This window comes from Geobacillus sp. FSL W8-1251 (genome assembly GCF_038005945.1).
GTDB lineage: Bacteria > Bacillota > Bacilli > Bacillales > Anoxybacillaceae > Geobacillus > Geobacillus stearothermophilus.
The window spans coordinates 827,712-846,361 of record NZ_JBBOUF010000001.1 but is presented as its reverse complement, the minus strand read 5'-3'; the positions used below and the strand labels follow the sequence as shown (position 1 = coordinate 846,361).

Sequence of the window (18,650 nt, the reverse complement as noted above, 5' to 3'; positions counted from 1 at the left end):
GGCCATATGCCGTTCTTGCTGTTTGATGGCAAGGGAAGCCCGCGTGTCGCTTCTCCGGATCAGGCGCTGCTCATGCTGACTCGTTCGGATCCTCGAGCGTGCAGATGGCGCTTGGACGTTTGATGCGCGGTACGACGGACTCATAGACGCGGAATAGGTAGTTCATATTTTCTGTGTCTAAAAACGCAGTTTGCATGTCGGCCGCGACAGCGAGGTCGATGTTTTGCCGGCCGGTGTCAATGACGACGCCGCGTTTGCCTTTAATGACCGGAGTTTGGTAAATGCCGGCGGTCATCAGCTCGCGGATGTGCTCAATTTCAAGCACGTGCGTTCCTTCATGGACGCGGTGGATCAACGCATACAATTCCGGCGACAAGACGAGCGCGTATGGGCCGGTATGGCCGAGCTGAAGCAGCTTGTTGCGTGCTTCGACGACGTCAGTAAAGGCGTTGCCCGATTTCATCCAATCGCTGCGAATGTGGGCGATTTTTCCTTTGACGTTCATAATGCCCGGCACATCAAATTCAGTTGAACCATTGAAAATCAAATCGTCCTCGAGCAGCGCGCACTGCTGGGCGGCGTTGGCGGCGGCGGAAAAGTCGATCGGGCTGCCGAGCTGTTTCGCCTGTTCAATGTCACGCCAGTACAAAATAAAGTCTTTATACAAAAGCGGGATCGTTAAATGCACGCGGCGCGCCGGCTCGGAAAGGCTCAGCTCTTTGCCGTGGAAGCTCATGTCCCCCTGTTCCGGGTTCATATAAATATCGTTGGCGACCGACTGGACACCTTCGCCGAGCGGACCGTACAAATCGATAAATCGGCGGCCGACGAGCTGGCGCCGCGCCGTTTCAATGACCAGTTCGTCAAGCTCGCCCCATTGGCTGCTTGTGAGCGGGGCTTCTGGATACAGCTTCATTTTATCCATGTTTCCTCTCCTTTCTTATCCGTGTTTTAAGCTGCCGACTGTCAGTTGCCGTCTCGTTCCGATCGATGGGCGGACAGGCGCCGGGTCGGAAGGAGGGACAGCGTACTGAGCCAGTTTCAAATGGTCTTTTTGATGCTCTTTTTCGTCCGTCGGCACTGAAGCGTCGAAAGACAATGGCGCATCGAGCGCACGGTTGAGCGTTTCGAGAGCGGCTTTCATCTGTTGGTAGTCCGCAGCGGTCATGTCGCGCAGTGCCGCAATCGCCGGTTCATGTTCCGTCCCTTTATAATGAAACAACGACAAATCGAGATGCTCCAAAAAGTTGTGCAAGCCGAATTTTTCTAGGCTGATGTCTTGCAACAGGCGCAAAAAGTCGCCGTTTTCCCGCGATAAGAACGCTTCGTCCGCCAATGCCTCCTCCAACTTTGGAAGCAGGGCGGCCAAACGGTCAAATCGGTGCTCCTCTTCTTCGTAAATATGATGCCAATACAGCCGTTCATGATCATCAACCGCTTGTTCAATTGTCGGCTCTAAAATCGCTTGAAACTGGCTGAGCGCCTCTTTCGACCGGCCGAGAATGGCGCTGACCTCTGCTAATGCGTCGTGTGCGTCGTGCAATGGACTCCCTCCCATGAAATGGTTGTTACCATTTTTTCCATATGTATATGATTGTAAACCTCTTTGCTCTCGTCCGCATTACAGATCAGCGAGCGAGAAAGCCCACTCCTCGAGGGGGGGATAAAAGCGAGCCGTTTTCTTCATAATTGAATGATGATGAAAAAAAACGATACCATGTAATCGTTGCAAGGAGAAAGAAATGGTACTTGGCTGTTGCGGTCACATTTGAAGTGGAACCGCGACACGAAACAAAGGTGATGGGGGTTGATCTTGGATCGCGTAACGCGGTTCCGTTTTTTCAGCGGACAGACCGCTCCACTTTTCTGCACGCGAAGGGTGCTCCGTTTCCTGTAGATTGCTTTTTCCGTCCGGCAAAAACGTCACCTTTCCGCCCAGTCCCGAATAAAACAGAATAAGGAACATTGCCCACTTGATATGCGGCGCGATTCCGGCGATAATGGAAACGATGTGGAATGAATGCCGCCAAGCGGCATGGAATGAGAGAAGAAGGTGAGACAGAACGATGAAACGTGCGGAACATATTTATCAAAGACTCGTAGAGATTTGTGGGGAAAGAAACGTCCTGCGCGATGAGCCGATGAAAAACCATACATTAGTGCGGATCGGCGGCAAGGCTGATTTTCTGGTCTGGCCGGAAACGTACGAGCAAGTCATCGAGGTGTTGCGGCTGAAAGAGGAGTACGGCCTGCCGTTTACCCTTCTCGGCAACGGTTCGAACGTCATCATCCGCGACGGCGGGCTGCGCGGCATTGTCATGCAGCTGAAGCATCTCAACCGCATTTGGCGTGAAGGAAACAACGTGATCGCCCAAAGCGGGGCGGATATTAAAGCGGTGTCGCGGTTCGCGCTCGAACAACATCTCACCGGGTTGGAGTTTGCCTGCGGCATTCCGGGGTCGGTCGGTGGGGCGATTATGATGAACGCCGGAGCGTACGGCGGGGAAGTGAAAGATGTGCTTGACCATGTCAAGGTGGCGACGCTCGCCGGCGAGTTGAAAACATTGACAAACGAGGAACTGGAGCTCGGTTATCGAACAAGCATCATCAGCCGGACGCATGATATTGTGCTTGAAGTCGTCTTTTCCCTGCAGCCGGGCGACTATGCACAAATCAAGGCGAAAATGGATGATTTAACATTTCAGCGCGAATCGAAACAGCCGCTTGAGTATCCGTCGGTCGGCAGCGTGTTTAAGCGGCCGCCGGGCTATTTTGCCGGCAAGCTTATCCAAGACAGCGGCCTTCAGGGAAAAGGATTCGGCGGTGCGGAAGTGTCGACGAAGCACGCCGGATTCATCATTAACAAAAACAATGCGACGGCTGCCGATTACATCGCGACGATCGACATGGTGCGCAAAACCGTAAAGGAGAAGTTCGGAGTTGATTTAGAGCTGGAAGTGAAAATTATCGGTGAGGAATGATGACTGATCCGAATCCGGTTTGCGGGTTCGGATTTTTCTTATTTCGCCGAGAGGAAAAATGAAACAAACCGCCAATAGGTAAGAAAAGGGATTATCCGTGCCCGACGGCGCGTTTGCCAACAGCGTCGGCTGCGGTTTTGACGCCCATATCGCCCGCATGGCCAACCGTTCAAAATGGAAAGGGAGGCTGAATCGTTTTGGACTCGGTTCGTTCATTTATGTGTTTTATTTAGTAAGAGAGTTGTTTCGCTATCAACCGGTTGACCTTGATATTTGTGTGGATGGACAGAATTATTCGTTTTTGAAGGCCTGGCTGGCAACGGTTTCGAATCACCCATACTACGGTGGGGGAATGCGCATCGCCCCGTTCGCCCGGGGTGATGACGGCTTGCTTCATGTGACGGTCGTCGGGCCGATGCAGCGTTGGAAAATTCTTGGGCTGTTTTTAACCGTATTTTGGGGCGGGCATGTGCGAATGAAAGAAGTTTCCGTGTTTGCCGGGCGGAACGTGCACATTCGCCCCGCCGCTCCCGTCCCCGTTCACGCTGATGGAGAAGAAGCGGGGGTGGGAGAGGTGTCGGCTTGGATTGAGGCTAAAAGGATGCGAGTCATTGGCGCGGAACTCGGTGAATGATGAGGGCGTATGTGAAAAGAGAAAGGGAGAGTGAGGAGACAAGTGGTGGGGAAGCGGATGGTCATGTTTGATGTCGTATTCTATGTGGTGTTTCCGATCGTGCTTTGGCATGCATTGCGCAGCCCGGTTGGGGAGTACGGGGCGATGTTGATTTGTACCGTGCCGGGAGCGGTTTATACCGTTTATCGCTATTGGCGTATTCGCAAAGTGCAATGGTCCGGCACGTTTTTGATTGTTAATCTGGCCGTTAGTACGCTGTTGAACATATTCGCTGGCTCTGCGTTGCAGATGTTATGGAATGACGTCTGGTACTCGATTGTTTTGTCTGTCTTTTTTTTGGTGACGGTCGTTGTCAAGCGCCCGTTGTTGCTTTATTTTTCTCTTGATTTTGTGGAAATGCAGGGGGCTCCGCGCTCGGTCATGAAAAGACGGTTTTTGGAACGTGATGTCTTTTCACTTTTTCAATGGATCACTGTTGGTTTTGCTTTGCGCGACGGGCTGTTGGCGGCGATTAAGGCGTACTTGATCGTTCGCTACGACGTCGAAGCGTTTGACCGTGCGATTGTCATTCGCGAAGGCATTGGTTGGGGGATCACGATTCTCTGTATGTTGGGGTTTGTGCGTATTTCGAAAATCATCTCGGAGCGGGAGAACCGCCATCATTCGACGTGAGCGTAAAGGAGAGAAGCGGTCGAAAGCAAAACGGACAACTGAAGAAACAGGGAAAAGGGAGCGGCGTTGCACATGGCCAAACGCCAAGAGGGTGTCCCAAAAGGATCAGGACACCCCCTTTCGTCTCTCTATATACGGCATTGACCGCTTCTTCCGCACTATATTTCGTGTCTATCTTGAAGTCAGACAGCCTTTTGGGTCAGCCCCTTTCTCATTTTAAATGAAGAACTCATAATACGCAGGTGGCGGGAGTATGTCATTCGGAACTCATTTTCTATTGTTTTCTTGCTTGTTCTGTTTCCCTTGGCCTGCCGGATGGTCGGCTTTCACTTGCGGTGCAGCTGCCTGCTTCAGTTGTTGTGAATGGGAAACCGAGACACGAGACTCTGTTTGTTTGTTCACAGCAACCGCCGCTTGGTGTTTTTGACCGTTTGCTTTGGCGCTGGCAGCAGTTTTATGGTACATATTCCCTTTTGTTTCTATCTTGATCGCTTGCGTGGGGGACGAGTTCGTTTCGATTTTTGTGCTGGTGTTCGTTTGTTCATTTTGTTGAACCGCTGTCTCGTCTTCCGCCGGTGCGCTATTTTTCGACTGTGAGAGCGAAAAATCAGGCGAAAGAAACAGAAAAATAGGAAAGAAAGGGAAATGGTGAGAGTTCCTTCACGGTTTGGCAGTCAACCGCTTGTTTGTTATAATGGAAACAAGTTTGACAAAGACGATATCCGAGGCGGCTCCTGCCAATTTGTTTGGTGGGAGTTTGTTTTTGCGATGAGCGCCCGGCAGGGGAAAACGGGATGGCCAATGCCATGCCGGGCGAAAACGAAAGGAGCAAACCGGTTATGACGGAGCGGGTGGATGATATTGTTGAGGTTTGTTTATTAGCGGGAAAATTGATGCTTGAAAGCGGCGGAGAGACGTATCGGGTGGAAGATACGATGGGGCGCATCGCCGCTTCGTTCGGTGTTTCCCGCTCTCACAGCTATGTGACCCCAACGGGCATTATGTTTTCCGTTGAGGGAACGAATGTAACAAGGTTTATTCGCATTTCCGAGCGTTCGACCGATTTATCCAAGATGGCGCTTGTCAATCACATTTCCCGCCGCATCAGCAGCGGCGAACTGTCGCTCGACGGAGCGCGCAAAGAACTGGAACGCGTTCAGCAGCTGCCACTCGGTTATTCGCTTTGGCAGCAAACCGTTGCCGCAGCGGCGGCGAGCGCTTGTTTTGCCTCGCTGTTAGGCGGCATGAATCATTTTCTCCCTTCCCTTCTTTCTGGTGGAATGGCGTTTTGGTGTTTTGAAATGATGCATCGGTTCGTGAAAATCCGATTCTTCGCTGAATTTTTTTCCGCTTTTGTCGCCGGTGGGATCGTGCTGTTGATGGAAAGTGCCGGATTTGTCAGGGACGTAGGAAACATGATGATTGGCTCGGTGATGCCGCTCGTGCCGGGGCTGGCGATTACCAATGCGGTGCGCGATTTAATGGCCGGCCATTTGATCGCCGGTTTGTCGCGCGGTGCTGAGGCGTTTTTAACCGCGTTTGCGATCGGCACCGGCATTGCCTTTATTTTATCGATTCGTTAGCAGGGAGTACCGATGATGATTGTGCAGCTGTTGCTTAGCTTTGTGGCGTCATCGCTGTTTGGCGTCATTTTCAATATTCCGAAACGATTGCTGCCGCACAGCGGATTTGTCGGCATGAGCGGCTGGGCGATGTATATGGCCGCCGCCCGGTCGGGGGTGGACGGTGTTATCGCCACGTTTGCAGCGGCGTTTTTCGTCGCTTTTGTAAGCAACGGGTTCGCCCGCCGCTATCGAACGCCGGCGACGATTTTTATCGTTTCTGGCATTATTCCCCTTGTGCCGGGCGGAACAGCGTTTGAGGCGATGCGCCATGTTGTCATGAACGATTACAATGCGGCCATTTCACTAGCGGCAAAAGCGTTCATGATTTCCGGGGCGATTGCGATGGGGCTCATTTTTTCTGAGGTCGTCAACCAGCTGGTAAAGCGCCGCCCGTAATGGCACGTGTCTGTTTTTTCCAATCATTTGCCTATCGTTGTATTTGTTTGTCTGAATATTATAATGAATATAACGATGTTTTTTCTATCGATTTTGAAACAGCGGGGGAGAGCGGAATGAAAGACATTATCGAGCAGATGAAAGCGGAGCTATGGGAGGTTTTCGATCACCTTCACCGCCATCCAGAAATCAGCTGGGAAGAGTGGCAAACGACTGAATTTCTCCGTCGAGAGTTGGAGCGCGAAGGATATCGGGTGCGGACGTTTGCCGATTGCCCGGGTGTGGTGGCGGAAATCGGCGCCGGGCCGTTTACGGTTGGGGTGCGCAGCGATATGGATGCGCTTTGGCAAGAAGTGAACGGCGTTTGGCAGCCGAACCATGCGTGCGGACATGATGCCCACATGACGATCGTGCTCGGGGTGGCGAAGCTGCTTCGCCGCATCGGCTATGAGCCGCCGGGGACGCTCCGGTTTTTGTTCCAGCCGGCCGAGGAGAAAGGAACAGGGGCGTTAAAGCTGATCGAAAAAGGAGCGGTCGACGGCGTGTCGTTTTTATACGGCGTTCACCTGCGGCCGATTCAAGAAGTGAAAGGCGGATATGCGGCGCCGGCGATCATCCATGGGGCGGCGCAATGCATCGAAGGGCGGATCCGCGGTGTGGCGGCGCACGCGGCGCGGCCGCATTTAGGCGTCAATGTCATTGAAGTCGGCAGCGCCATTGTGCAAGAGCTCGGCAAAATTCATATTGATCCGCAAGTGCCGGCGTCGATCAAAATGACGAAGTTTCACGCCGGTGAAAAAGATGCGAACACGATCCCGGACTACGCGGAATTCTCCCTTGATTTGCGGGCGCAAACGAACGAGGCGATGGAGCGGCTCGTTGAAGGGCTGCGTCATGTGATCAACGGGGTCGCTGCCATTTATGGGGCGGAGATTGAACTAGTGGAACGGACGCGCATCGTCGCCGCTCATCCTGATCCAGATGCGGTGCGGATGATGGAGGAGGCGATTATCGCGGCCTTGGGGACGGAAAAATGCGTTCCGCCGGTTGTGACATCGGGAGGAGAGGATTTCCATTTTTATTCCTTTCAAAAACCGGAGCTGAAAACAACGATGCTCGGATTGGGCTGCGACTTGCGTCCGGGGCTCCATCACCCGAACATGACGTTCCGGCGCGATGATTTGCTTTCCGGTGTGGAAATTTTGGCGCGAACGGTCATCAATACGTTTGCGACGTTTGCGCTGCAGGGGGAGAACGGGCGTGTCTCTGTCACTGCAAATCATTGAGACGATCGAACAGTTGAAAGAGATGGCCAAGCTTGAGGAGGAGATTTGGAAAACAGCGCCGGTTCCGCTCCATCAAACGTTGACGGCGGCAAAAAACGGCGGCATTGTGATCGGCGCGTATATGGACGGGAAACTCGTCGGCTTTGTGTATAGCTTCCCTGGGTTTCGAAACGGGGAAGTGTATCTTTGTTCCCATATGATGGGGATTGATGCTTCCTTTCGCGACCGAGGAATCGGCTACCGTCTGAAAAGGAAGCAGGCGGAAGAAGCGCGGCGGCGCGGCTACCGAGTCATCCGCTGGACGTATGACCCGCTGCAAAGCCGCAACGGCTATTTGAACTTGGCGAAGCTTGGGGCTGTTGGCGTCGAGTATGTGGAAAACTGCTACGGCGAAATGAATGACGCGTTGAACGGTCAACTGCCGTCTGACCGCTTCATCGTCGAATGGCGGCTTGATGAGCGTCCGACCGGGGAGCGGAGCTTGGCTAAAGCTGATCTTCTCAAGGCCAGAAGTCTGACGGTGCTCGAGGCAGGGCAAAGGGCTGACGGCCTATTGCAGCCGGTGCTGAGAGACATCGATGGAACAGCGGCGCCGTTGCTGTTGACAGCCATCCCGCTTGACTTTCCGCAGCTGAAAGAGCAGGATTTCGCGCTGGCGCTTGAGTGGCGGCTGGCGACGCGCGCCTTGTTTCAGCGGCTGCTTGCGGAAGGATGGATTGCCGCCGGCGCTTGGCGCTGCCTGGAGGAAGGGGTGCTTTATTACATATGGAAGCGGCGGAGTGAACGATGGCAGCAGAAAGGGGAAGAAGAATGACGATCAACATCGAGTACGTCATATTGCGCCATTTGCAAATGGAGTTGAAGGCGCCGTTTACGACGAGCTTCGGCACGTTTCAAAGGAAAGAGTTGATTTTAGTGGAAGTTGTCGATGGCGACGGCGTTTCCGGCTGGGGCGAATCGGTCGCATTTTCCGCCCCGTGGTACAGCGAGGAAACGGTGAAAACGAACTGGCATATGCTCGAGGATTTCCTTGTGCCGCTTGCGTTGGCTGAGCCGATTCACCACCCGGAGGAGCTGTCAAAGCGCTTTTCTGCCATCCGCCAAAACAACATGGCGAAAGCGGCGCTTGAGGGGGCGGTATGGGATTTGTACGCCAAGCGGCTCGGCGTTCCGCTTTCTCAAGCTCTCGGAGGAACGAAAAAGGACATTGAAGTCGGCGTCAGCATCGGCATCCAGCCGACGGTTGCCGATCTGCTTCAGGTGATGGAACGGTATGTGGCGCAAGGGTACCGGCGGATCAAGGTGAAAATCAAGCCGGGATGGGACGTTGATGTCATCCGCGACGTGCGGCGCGCGTTTCCTGACGTGCCGCTTATGGCCGATGCCAATTCAGCGTATACGCTTGCCGATGCGGATCGGCTGAAAGCGCTCGATGAATTCGGGCTGATGATGATCGAGCAGCCGCTCGCCGCTGACGATCTTGTCGATCACGCTCGGCTGCAGCCGCTTCTTCAGACGCCGGTTTGCCTTGATGAAAGCATTCGTTCCTATGACGATGCGCGCAAGGCGCTTGACCTTGGCAGCTGCCGCATCATCAACATCAAAATCGGGCGCGTTGGCGGGCTTGGCGAGGCGAAGCGCATCCACGATCTTTGCGCTGAGCGCGGTGCGCCGGTCTGGTGCGGGGGGATGCTGGAAGCAGGCGTCGGGCGCGCCCACAACATCGCGATCACGACGTTGGAAAACTTCACCCTTCCCGGCGACACCGCCGCGTCGTCGCATTATTGGGAGCGGGATATCATCACGCCGGAAGTTGAGGTGCACGGCGGCTTGATCCGCGTGCCGGACGCTCCCGGCATCGGCTATGACGTCGACCGCCGCCAAGTGGAGCGGTATACGCAGTTTGCGAAGGTGTTTCACCGTACGGCGACGGCATAAAGGATGATAAAGGGAGAAAGAAAAAATGATGATCAGACCGATTGAAGTTCGCGATGCGGAACATTTCTTGGAGTTGTGCAAAAAAATTGATGAATCTGGTTTTATGTTATTTGAGCCTGGCGAACGGCAAACAACGGTTGAGCAACAAAGTAAATCGATTGAAAGAATGTTGTCTGAGCCGAATAAAATGATCTTTGTTGCTGAAACGGAAAACAAGCTTGTCGGGTTCCTTGCTGTCATAGGAGGCGATGTAAAACGAAATCGACATTCTGCCAATGTTGTTTTGGGAGTTCTTGAAGACTATCAAGGACAGGGCATTGCCACGAAACTATTCAACAAAGCGTTTGAGTGGGCAAAGGAAGTTGGAATTTTGAGATTAGGACTTACGGTCATGAAAGGGAACGATAAGGCGTTCAACTTATATAGGAAGATGGGGTTCGTATTAGAAGGCGAGAGAGTTCAATCGTTAAGAGTGAATGGGGAATTTGTAAATGAATATTACCTATACAAACTGTTATAATGCTAACTGTAGATGAGCATTTTTCATTACAATAATTTCCATGGTTAGAGAGACAAACAGGGTACCCCTTACGCGATACGGAGCTGTTTTTTGATCACATCAATGGGAATATCTTGCTTTGCAGCGTCATAAATGAACTCGACGACGCTGTGGTCTTTCCGCGACCGAAGAAGCTCCAGCCCGGTGGAGAGGTTTTGGCGGGATTCGGCGATGCTGTACACGCAGGAGAGCAGCACCACCGCCCAATACCGTTTCACCGCCCGAATGTGGCGAACGCGGTATCCATCCAGCTTCAGTTGATCTTTCGCCTGCCGGAAAAAGCACTCGATCGTCCAGCGCTGGGCGTAGTAACGCAAGATGTCTTCGTCCCCGAGTTCCCGGTCGGTGCTCAAGATGCAATGAAGATGTTCCGGCGCCATCGGCTGATCCGCCTTCCAAGCCAGCAGCACCACCGCGTCATCGAGGCCATGGATGGCCCCCTCATAGCGATACACGCGATAACGCTCCTGCCCCACCGTGACGAGGCGGGTGTCTTTGGACTCGATATAGCGGGCAAACTGCTTGGCTTGGATGGCGATGCCTTTCGGGTAGAGAATCCGGTTCGTCTTGAGCATCGCGATGACATGGAATCCCTGTTTCAGACAGGCTTCGATGAGCTTTTTGGACGGATACCACGAATCCATGAGCACATACACCGGCTGAGCCCGCTTCACCTTGAGCGAGGAAAGCATCTCGATCGCCAGGTCGATCTTGCTTTTTCCCGCTTTCTTGTCATACAGGCGGAACGCAAATGGGAACGCCTGCGTGAAGGTGTGCACCATCAGCCAAACGAGCGAATGCCCCCAGACCGATTGATGATCTTTATGCGAGTAGTGCCAGTCGCACCCTTGAATGGCGTGCACAGCCCGTGACGAAGGCTTTGTTTTTTGGCAAATCGTATCATCAATCGAAACAAAAAGGGGTTGATTCTTCCGTTTGGCCAGTCGTTCGACCTGGGAAAGGATCCACTCTTGAAGCTTCCCAAGCAGCCTTTCCTCGTTCCAAGGGCTTTTCGTGAAAAAGTGACGGAGCGTCGTTCGATGATTCGGATGAAAGCTCCAGTAATGAATATCAGTCAATGTTCCCGAGAATCCCTTGGTGGTCAAGGCATCGACAATATGAATGAGATGCTTGATGACCGGTTTGGAAAGCTGCAGCGTCAACCCCAGCGTGAAGAAAAACTTGTGGATTCCTTGGTGATGTGCTAATCTATTCATGAGACATGAACCTCCTTGTGGATAGTTGGTGGTACATCTATTCTAACCAAGGAATCGGGTTCATGTCTCCTTTTTTGTTTAGTTGTCAATTTATGTCAGTGAATTTGCTCATCTACAGGATGATGTATAAAATTTTGTGTAAAGCATTTTGCTAGAACAAAAGAAAAAAGGTAGGGTATTCTCTGATTGGACCAAAAATCTTAGAGAAAGGAGAACCCTACCTATGTCTAAAAGTATACCGAATGTAGACTGGGCAAATCAACTGGAAAATGCCATTCGTCAGTTTGTAAAAGAAAAATTAGAACTGATTATGCGGGAAGAAATCAAACATTTCCTTGAAATCGAACAGGCTGGAACGCCGAATATGAGAAACGGCTACTATCAGCGAAATCTAGATACGCAATATGGCCGGATTGAGGGTCTTTTGGTTCCAAGAGACCGAAACGGGGAATTTCAAACGCAGTTGTTTGCCCCTTACCAACGGCACACCGGCTGGCTTGAGGAAGCCATCATCAGGATGTATCAAAGTGGCATGAGTACGCGTGAAATTGGCAAGTTTATTGAACGAATTTTAGGCAATGCCTATTCTCCTGCAACGATCAGCCGTATTACCGATGTAGTGAAGGAAGACATCGAGAAATGGCACACTCGTCCACTGCACAAGCGTTATTCCGTCTTATATTTGGATGGTTTATACGTAAAACTTCGTCGCAAAACCGTGGAGAAAGAAGTCATTTATGTGGTGTTAGGGGTGAACGAAGAAGGATATCGCGAAATTCTTGATTTCTTTGTGGGAGGACAAGAAAGCGCCTATGTATGGCAGGAAATTCTTCAACACCTCTACCAAAGAGGCGTCAAGGAAGTGCTTCTTGGCGTCTTCGATGGCCTTCCGGGGCTGGAGGAAGCCTTTAAGTCGGTGTATCCGAAAGCCGATGTGCAGCGCTGTGTCGTGCACAAAGTCCGCAACACCCTCAGCCGTGTTCGGAAAAAAGACCAATTCGAAGTGGCCGAGGATCTCAAGCTGATTTATCGCGCGCCGAATAAGGAGATGGCGTTACAAATGTTTCAACAGTTTGAGTCGAAATGGTCCAGCAAATATCCAAGAGAAGTTCAATCTTGGGCCAATGAGTTGGATGTCCTCCTTACATTTATGGATTATCCAAGCAGTATTCGAAGTGTGATTTACACGACGAATGTCATCGAACGAACGATCAAAGAGATTCGGAAACGTCTAAAGCCGATGAACAGTTTGAGCAGTTTAGAAGCCGCGGAAAAAGTCGTGTATTTAACCATTCAAGATTTTAATGAGAAATGGGCAGGGCGAAAGTTAAGAGGATTTGCCGAAGCGCAGGAAGCCCTCGAGCGAATGTTTGAAGAACGTTATCATTAACCAAATACTGTAAATAAACAAAATAGGCCTGAATCCGTGATAAAAACGCGTTCAAACTGCTGAGAAAGCTTGATAAATCAACAAATATCACACTTTTTGCTTTTCACTCAATAAGTGAACATCCGAAACTGGGCTAAACCCTTGATATGATTACGTTTTCCGGTGCTTTTGATGAGCTGCTGTCACGGATTCAGGAAATAGGGGGATTCTCCCTTTCCACACAAGAGACTGAATATTCAGTCTCCTGTGTGGAGGAAACTAGTTCCCTATTCATTCCAAATCCATTTCAGAGAAACCCTACCCCATTACATTACACAAAATTCTTGACGGTACCAGTCTGTTTTTTGACAAAAGGTTGAACAAAACAAAAAATAGTTGTAATGATAGCGTTTTCGTTATAAAATAATAAATGTAAACAGAAACAAACTTCTTGACGGTACCAGTCTGTTTTTTGACAAAAGGTTGAACAAAACAAAAAATCGTTGTAATTATAGCGTTTTCGTTATAAAATAAATGTAAACAGAAACAAACATTTTATAACAAAAATGAACATTTTCGAACTGTGAAAGGAGGGAGGTGACGATGTTAAAAGAGGATAGATACCGGCTCATTTTAGATGTGATTAGTCAAAAAGATGTCGTGAAGGTTTCGGAATTGGCGGAGCGATTGAATGTCGCTGAAATGACGATTCGAAGGGATTTGAATGCTCTTGAGGAACAAGGCTTAATTGAGCGGGTTCACGGGGGTGCGAAGAAGAAAGGTACCATCCCTTATGTAGAGTTATCCCATGTTCAGAAACAAACGATCAATGTAGAGGAGAAAAAACATATTGCTCAAAAATGTGCGGAATTAATCTGCGATCATGATATTGTTTTTATTGGGCCGGGAACGACGAATGAATTAATTTATGATTATGTCAAGGCAGAAAATGTGGATGTTATCACCAACTCGATTACGGTTTTTAACCGTTTTAAGCACGATTCACGGTATGATGTGATTTTAATCGGTGGAAGATTTAGAGAAAGAACAGGAACCTTTATTGGTTATTTTGCCAATAAATTATTAAGCGAGATCAAAGTAAATAAAGCTTTTATCGGCACAAACGGAATCATTGATACAAGAGTGACTACAGCCAATGAAGAGGAAGGCAATGGACAAAGAATCATTTTAGACAATGCGGCAGAAAAATACATTTTAGCTGACCATTCTAAATTTGGGGTGGAAGCATTTTGTACCTTTTATGATGTAAAAAATGTGACAGCGATTATCACAGACACGAAAATTAGTCCCCAAATAGAAGAGTACTATAAGAAATGGACCAAAATTATTAAATAGAAAGTAAGGGAGGATCCCAACATGAAGATTGCGATAGGTGCAGATTCCGCCGGTTTTGAATTAAAAGAACATTTGAAAAAGTATTTAAGTCTCAAAGGTCATAAAGTGATAGATAAAACGCCGGAAAATGATTTGGATTTTTTTGAATCGACTACTCGTGTAGCCAAAGCGATTTTAGCTAATGAGGCTGACAGAGGAATTGCGATTGACGAATATGGAGCTGGGTCATTTATGACGGCTTGCAAGTATAAAGGCATTATTTGTGCTGAAGTCTCGGATGAACATTCTGCCAAGATGACAAGGGAGCATAATAACGCCTCGATGATTACTATGGGGTCTGGTATTGTGGGAAAACGGTTGGCTGAATCGATCGTCGATGCCTTCATCAAAGGGGAATACTCCGGTGGCAGACATCAAATTCGCGTGGATATGCTAAATAAAATGGCATAAATGGGGGGATTTCGGTGAAAATTTCGATAGGTTGCGATCATATTGTCACAGAAATTAAAGATCATTTAGTTGAGTATCTAAAAGAGAAAGGCTATGAAGTGATTGATAATGGTACTTATGATAAAGTGAGAACTCATTATCCGATTTATGGCAAAAAAACAGCCGAGAAAGTTGTAAATGGCGAAGCGGATTTAGGCATTGTTATTTGCGGTACCGGTGTTGGCATTACGACGAGCGCTAATAAAGTAAAAGGCATACGAGCCGCATTGGTTCGAGATGTAGCCACAGCCAAATATGCGAGAGAACAATTGAATGCCAATGTCATTGGAATGGGGGGACGAATTACAGGCATCGGGTTGATGGAAAATATTATCGACGTCTTTCTTGAAACAGAGTATAAAGAAACAGAAAAAAATAAGAAATGGATAGAAAAAATCGATGGATTGATTGAGGAGGACTCATCGATCGGGGATGAACACTTTTTTGATGAATTCTTAGAAAAATGGGAAAAAGGCGAGTACCCGAATGAATAATGAAAAACAAGAAGGTGGCAATCATTATGTTCAATTGTTTAGTCAACACAAAAGACATGTTATTAAAAGCTCAAAAAGAGGGTTATGCGGTTCCTGCATTTAATATTCACAACTTGGAAACGATTCAAGTGGTCGTCGAAACAGCATCTGAATTAAGATCGCCGGTGATTTTAGCTGCCACACCGGGCACATTTAAGTATGCGGGCCGAGATTACATCCAAGCCATTGCCGAAACGGCCGCCAAAAAATACTCGATTCCGATTGCACTTCATCTTGACCATCATGAAAACATCGAAGATATTAAGGAATCGATTGAATTGGGTACTAAATCTGTCATGATCGATGGTTCTCATCTCCCCTTTGAAGAAAATATTCAGGTAGTCAAACAAGTGGTGGAGTTGGCTCATTCTAATGGAGCAACCGTTGAAGCGGAACTCGGAAGATTGGGCGGACAAGAAGATGATCTAGTGGTAGATGATGCTGATTCTTATTATACGGACCCGCAAGCCGCCAAAGAATTCGTGGAAAGAACGGGTGTTGATTCTTTAGCGGTTGCGATTGGAACAGCTCATGGTCTTTACAAGTCCGCCCCTAAATTAGATTTTAATCGATTACGAGAAATTCGTGAAGTGGTAAGTGTGCCTCTTGTTTTGCACGGGGCATCTGGCATCCCATTCGAGGATGTTCGAAAATGTATTGAATTAGGATGCTGTAAAGTCAACATCGCCACTGAATTGAAAATTTCTTTTTCCAATGCGTTAAGACAATATTTAATCGATCATCCTAATGCAAATGATCCAAGAAAATATATGGAACCGGCCAAGCAAGCTATGAAACAAGTGGTTAAAGAAAAAATCGAAATGTGCATGAGTGTCAATCGTTATTGAAAAAGGTGAGATGGATGATTTTGACGATCACATTAAATCCGGCTATTGACATGAGCTATCATCTTTCTTCCTTTCATATCAACGAAGTGAACCGATGCAATCGTGTGATCAAAACCGCTGGTGGAAAAGGGTTAAACGTTTCCCGGGTTATCCGTTGCACAAATGAAAGTCTTTGTGCAACGGGATTTCTCGGTGGAACAAACGGACAGTTTATAAGAAACGAGCTTGATTCCATCCAAATTCCACATCGGTTTGTTGATATTAAGGGAAACACAAGAAACTGCATAGCTCTTCTCCATGATGGACAACAAACAGAAATTTTAGAAGAAGGACCGGCGATATCAGAAGAAGAAGCAAAAAAATTTATTGAGAATTATCAAGACCTCATCAACGGTGCCGATGTCATTACAGCTTCGGGAAGTTTGCCAAAAGGGTTAAAACCGTCTTTTTATCGAACATTGATTGAGATTGCGAATAAAAAAGGAAAAAAATTTATTTTGGATACAAGTGGAGAAGCTTTGAGAGAAGGAATAAAGGCGAAGCCATATTTAGTTAAACCGAATCTCGATGAATTATCCCAACTATGCAATCGAAAAGTGACAACGGATGAAGAAGTCATCGAAGCCATCCAAAATTCTTTATTGGAATATGAAATCGAATATATTGTCGTTTCATTAGGACAAAGAGGATCGATTGCCTATCATCAAGGAGTTTTTTACAAAATTACACCACCTAAGGTCCAAGCGGTCAATCCGGTTGGATCAGGGGATTCTATGGTCGCTGGATTCGCTGTCGCCCTTCAGAGAAATTATAGTCCTGAACAAGTATTGGTCTATGGCAATGCTTTCGGAACGTTAAATGCTATCGAAGAAAAGACGGGGTTTATTGATACCAATCAAATTGACTATATTATCAATCAAATGATAGTAGATAGAATTTATTCCTTAAGTGGAAAATCAATAAGGTAATTGAAAGTTGGATGTATTGTAATATCGAGGAGGTGATAGAAGGATGAAAGTAATTAGTGAATTATTAAATAAAGAATTAATCTTCTTTGAAAACGCTGAGAGCAAGGAGGAAATATTAAGAAAAATTGGTCGTAAGTTGTTGGAAAATGGTTTAGTTAAAGAAGGGTTCATTGAATCTATTGTGGAGAGAGAAGAAAAATATCCTACCGGAATAGACTTAAGTGTGGTTGGAGAAAATCTTCCTAACGTGGCAATCCCACACTCAGAACCTGAATACAGTAACTGCAAAAAACTTGTTGTTGTAAAATTAGAGAAAGATATAAAATTCAAAAGCTTGGTATGTAAAACAAATGAAAAAAAGAAATGAAGAATACAAAAATGCAGTGCAAAACAAATCCAGTGAAAAACAGGTAGTTTGAGAGAAAACAAGTCACTGATAGTTTTAATTATAAGGGACATCAGACAAAAAATCAATTCATGCGGTGAGACATCTTTTGGTCATGCTGTTCAGTGAAGTTATATAACATTCGTTTGGTATTGTTTGTGATCAATGAAAATCAGTAAGTAAGCCATTAACTGACCAAAGTGTTTCTATAGAATTTAGAAACATTAGGATGCTTTGAAATGAGAAAGTCAAAAAAATTAGGGAGAATTTTTAAAAGAGCACCTAAAAAATATCGTTATCCTTTCGGAATTTCTGTATGGGTTATAAGAAAGCGCTTAAGCCGTTTTGTATCCGTTGAACTGAACTCCTCCCACTTTCACTTTATTTGGAGTTTCAAGGAATCGCAGATATCGGGTATTGTGCATCCAAAAAGATGGCTTACTATGGGTTTAAGCTTCATCTCCAGATCACTGACCAAGCGCTTCCGATGGGATATGTCGTCACCGAAGCATCCTGTCACGACCGGACAGCTGCGGAAACCGTGATGGCCCAACTTCCTCATCCGTATACACTTGGTGACAAAGGATATGTGAGCCAAGACTTGCAAAAGAAGCTGTATGATGAATACATGATCACTTTTTGGACGCCCGTTCGGAAAAACCAGAAAATCCATCAATCGAAAGCATGGAAACGATGGATGAAACGAAAGCGCAAAGTCATTGAAACCGTGTTTTCAGTTCTCATTGATCAGTACCGGATCACAGAGATTCGAGCCAACTCTGTTTCTGGATTTGAATCAGCTTTGGATAGCATTTTACTAGCTTATTCACTCGTAATTCTTGGGCTAGTTGAGCGTTAAAGTTCAACTAGCACCACGGGTATAATAATAGGCAATTATATAAGCAGTTGTTACCATAATTTTCCTTTCCAAACGTGATTTTTGCGGTGAATTGTTTGAATTTTATTATAGTTTTTCTTTTCAGCTTCTGTTACATTATTAAATTTCAAATTTTACATTAAATACAAAAAATAGCAAACATGTTTTAGAAAGGAGAAACAACATGAATAAAACGGAAGTGAATTTAGTAGGCTTTGAAATTGTTTCCTACGCCGGTGAAGCAAGATCAAAGCTACTCAACGCAATCAACGAAGCAAGAAATGGCAACTTCGATGTATCTGATCAGTTAATCGAAGAAGCAAGAGAGAGCTTAAATAAAGCTCATAATGCTCAAACGAAAGTCTTATCAGCTGAAGCTAGTGGCGAAGATTTAGAATTAGGTTTCATCATGGTCCATGGACAAGATCATTTAATGACGACATTGTTGTTAAGTGATATTGTTCAGCATTTAATAAATATTTACCGAAAAGATCACAATTCATAAAAATCATGAAAA

The 18,650-nt window shown here is 47.4% G+C and carries 20 protein-coding genes and 1 pseudogene; 18 read left to right on the top strand and 3 right to left on the bottom strand.

The features are described 5' to 3' along the window. Window positions 1-70: 70 nt before the first annotated feature. A complete protein-coding gene (locus NSS88_RS04305; protein WP_055358046.1) occupies window positions 71-925 on the bottom strand; it encodes a family 1 encapsulin nanocompartment shell protein in 855 nt (284 codons plus the stop codon). A 15-nt stretch (window positions 926-940) separates the two neighbouring features. After that, window positions 941-1,543, bottom strand: coding sequence for an IMEF encapsulin system ferritin-like cargo protein (locus tag NSS88_RS04300; RefSeq protein WP_235468445.1), 603 nt, complete (start codon window positions 1,541-1,543; stop codon window positions 941-943). A gap of 523 nt (window positions 1,544-2,066) precedes the next feature. Between NSS88_RS04300 and murB the strand changes: the two genes are divergently transcribed. The 9 genes from murB (at window position 2,067) to NSS88_RS04255 (ending at window position 10,052) form a co-directional block, all read left to right on the top strand. Beyond that, on the top strand, window positions 2,067-2,981 hold the full coding sequence (gene murB, locus NSS88_RS04295; RefSeq protein ID WP_015374224.1) for a UDP-N-acetylmuramate dehydrogenase: 915 nt from the start codon (window positions 2,067-2,069) through the stop codon (window positions 2,979-2,981). Window positions 2,982-3,078: 97 nt separating this feature from the next. Beyond that, window positions 3,079-3,615, top strand: a complete 537-nt coding sequence (locus NSS88_RS04290) for a diacylglycerol/lipid kinase family protein (protein WP_235468447.1) — start codon at window positions 3,079-3,081, stop codon at window positions 3,613-3,615. Between the two features lie 45 nt (window positions 3,616-3,660). Next, on the top strand, window positions 3,661-4,287 hold the full coding sequence (locus NSS88_RS04285; protein WP_055358048.1) for a VC0807 family protein: 627 nt from the start codon (window positions 3,661-3,663) through the stop codon (window positions 4,285-4,287). 839 nt (window positions 4,288-5,126) lie between these two features. Then, a complete protein-coding gene (locus NSS88_RS04280) occupies window positions 5,127-5,870 on the top strand; it encodes a threonine/serine exporter family protein (protein ID WP_061580683.1) in 744 nt (247 codons plus the stop codon). Between the two features lie 12 nt (window positions 5,871-5,882). Continuing rightward, complete coding sequence (locus NSS88_RS04275) at window positions 5,883-6,308, top strand: threonine/serine exporter family protein (protein ID WP_061580681.1); 426 nt, start codon at window positions 5,883-5,885, stop codon at window positions 6,306-6,308. Between the two features lie 116 nt (window positions 6,309-6,424). Continuing rightward, the gene (locus tag NSS88_RS04270; RefSeq protein WP_049626376.1) at window positions 6,425-7,594 is read left to right on the top strand and encodes a M20 peptidase aminoacylase family protein; all 1,170 of its coding nucleotides are present in this window, start codon (window positions 6,425-6,427) and stop codon (window positions 7,592-7,594) included. Beyond that, entirely contained in the window at window positions 7,569-8,408 is an 840-nt protein-coding gene (locus NSS88_RS04265) for a GNAT family N-acetyltransferase (RefSeq protein ID WP_055358050.1), read from the top strand. Before NSS88_RS04270 ends, NSS88_RS04265 begins: the two co-directional genes overlap by 26 nt. After that, window positions 8,405-9,532, top strand: a complete 1,128-nt coding sequence (menC, locus tag NSS88_RS04260) for an o-succinylbenzoate synthase (RefSeq protein WP_055358051.1) — start codon at window positions 8,405-8,407, stop codon at window positions 9,530-9,532. Before NSS88_RS04265 ends, menC begins: the two co-directional genes overlap by 4 nt. A 25-nt stretch (window positions 9,533-9,557) precedes the next feature. Then, window positions 9,558-10,052 (top strand): GNAT family N-acetyltransferase, encoded by a 495-nt coding sequence (locus tag NSS88_RS04255; RefSeq protein WP_015374232.1) that lies wholly within the window; start codon window positions 9,558-9,560, stop codon window positions 10,050-10,052. 68 nt (window positions 10,053-10,120) lie between these two features. On the opposite strand, the gene NSS88_RS04250 is transcribed toward NSS88_RS04255, so the two are convergent. After that, entirely contained in the window at window positions 10,121-11,308 is a 1,188-nt protein-coding gene (locus NSS88_RS04250) for an IS701 family transposase (RefSeq protein WP_033015014.1), read from the bottom strand. Window positions 11,309-11,531: 223 nt separating this feature from the next. Between NSS88_RS04250 and NSS88_RS04245 the strand changes: the two genes are divergently transcribed. From NSS88_RS04245 to NSS88_RS04205, 9 genes and pseudogenes are all read left to right on the top strand, one after another. Then, window positions 11,532-12,698 (top strand): IS256 family transposase, encoded by a 1,167-nt coding sequence (locus NSS88_RS04245; RefSeq protein WP_055358127.1) that lies wholly within the window; start codon window positions 11,532-11,534, stop codon window positions 12,696-12,698. A gap of 582 nt (window positions 12,699-13,280) precedes the next feature. Then, window positions 13,281-14,033, top strand: a complete 753-nt coding sequence (locus NSS88_RS04240; RefSeq protein ID WP_049626027.1) for a DeoR/GlpR family DNA-binding transcription regulator — start codon at window positions 13,281-13,283, stop codon at window positions 14,031-14,033. A 21-nt stretch (window positions 14,034-14,054) separates the two neighbouring features. Beyond that, the gene (gene lacA / locus NSS88_RS04235) at window positions 14,055-14,483 is read left to right on the top strand and encodes a galactose-6-phosphate isomerase subunit LacA (protein WP_049624216.1); all 429 of its coding nucleotides are present in this window, start codon (window positions 14,055-14,057) and stop codon (window positions 14,481-14,483) included. 14 nt (window positions 14,484-14,497) lie between these two features. Beyond that, entirely contained in the window at window positions 14,498-15,016 is a 519-nt protein-coding gene (gene lacB / locus NSS88_RS04230; protein ID WP_049624217.1) for a galactose-6-phosphate isomerase subunit LacB, read from the top strand. Window positions 15,017-15,042: 26 nt separating this feature from the next. Continuing rightward, on the top strand, window positions 15,043-15,903 hold the full coding sequence (locus tag NSS88_RS04225) for a tagatose bisphosphate family class II aldolase (RefSeq protein WP_049624227.1): 861 nt from the start codon (window positions 15,043-15,045) through the stop codon (window positions 15,901-15,903). Window positions 15,904-15,917: 14 nt separating this feature from the next. Next, on the top strand, window positions 15,918-16,871 hold the full coding sequence (gene pfkB / locus NSS88_RS04220) for a 1-phosphofructokinase (RefSeq protein ID WP_049624218.1): 954 nt from the start codon (window positions 15,918-15,920) through the stop codon (window positions 16,869-16,871). A 43-nt stretch (window positions 16,872-16,914) separates the two neighbouring features. Continuing rightward, window positions 16,915-17,238, top strand: a complete 324-nt coding sequence (locus NSS88_RS04215) for a PTS sugar transporter subunit IIA (protein ID WP_081106630.1) — start codon at window positions 16,915-16,917, stop codon at window positions 17,236-17,238. 409 nt (window positions 17,239-17,647) lie between these two features. Further along, window positions 17,648-18,115 (top strand): annotated as a pseudogene (locus NSS88_RS04210) (IS982 family transposase); the annotation flags it as partial. Window positions 18,116-18,317: 202 nt separating this feature from the next. After that, window positions 18,318-18,638, top strand: coding sequence for a PTS lactose/cellobiose transporter subunit IIA (locus NSS88_RS04205; protein ID WP_049624219.1), 321 nt, complete (start codon window positions 18,318-18,320; stop codon window positions 18,636-18,638). The last annotated feature ends 12 nt before the right edge of the window (window positions 18,639-18,650 follow it).

Coding starts and splice junctions, on each gene's coding strand:
- NSS88_RS04255 (WP_015374232.1), top strand. CDS start 9,558: ATGATGATCAGACCGATTGAAGTTCGCGATGCGGAACATTTCTTGGAG.
- NSS88_RS04280 (WP_061580683.1), top strand. CDS start 5,127: ATGACGGAGCGGGTGGATGATATTGTTGAGGTTTGTTTATTAGCGGGA.
- murB (WP_015374224.1), top strand. CDS start 2,067: ATGAAACGTGCGGAACATATTTATCAAAGACTCGTAGAGATTTGTGGG.
- NSS88_RS04240 (WP_049626027.1), top strand. CDS start 13,281: ATGTTAAAAGAGGATAGATACCGGCTCATTTTAGATGTGATTAGTCAA.
- pfkB (WP_049624218.1), top strand. CDS start 15,918: ATGATTTTGACGATCACATTAAATCCGGCTATTGACATGAGCTATCAT.
- NSS88_RS04215 (WP_081106630.1), top strand. CDS start 16,915: ATGAAAGTAATTAGTGAATTATTAAATAAAGAATTAATCTTCTTTGAA.
- menC (WP_055358051.1), top strand. CDS start 8,405: ATGACGATCAACATCGAGTACGTCATATTGCGCCATTTGCAAATGGAG.
- NSS88_RS04305 (WP_055358046.1), bottom strand. CDS start 925: ATGGATAAAATGAAGCTGTATCCAGAAGCCCCGCTCACAAGCAGCCAA.
- lacA (WP_049624216.1), top strand. CDS start 14,055: ATGAAGATTGCGATAGGTGCAGATTCCGCCGGTTTTGAATTAAAAGAA.
- NSS88_RS04250 (WP_033015014.1), bottom strand. CDS start 11,308: ATGAATAGATTAGCACATCACCAAGGAATCCACAAGTTTTTCTTCACG.
- NSS88_RS04225 (WP_049624227.1), top strand. CDS start 15,043: ATGTTCAATTGTTTAGTCAACACAAAAGACATGTTATTAAAAGCTCAA.
- NSS88_RS04205 (WP_049624219.1), top strand. CDS start 18,318: ATGAATAAAACGGAAGTGAATTTAGTAGGCTTTGAAATTGTTTCCTAC.
- NSS88_RS04275 (WP_061580681.1), top strand. CDS start 5,883: ATGATGATTGTGCAGCTGTTGCTTAGCTTTGTGGCGTCATCGCTGTTT.
- NSS88_RS04270 (WP_049626376.1), top strand. CDS start 6,425: ATGAAAGACATTATCGAGCAGATGAAAGCGGAGCTATGGGAGGTTTTC.
- NSS88_RS04245 (WP_055358127.1), top strand. CDS start 11,532: ATGTCTAAAAGTATACCGAATGTAGACTGGGCAAATCAACTGGAAAAT.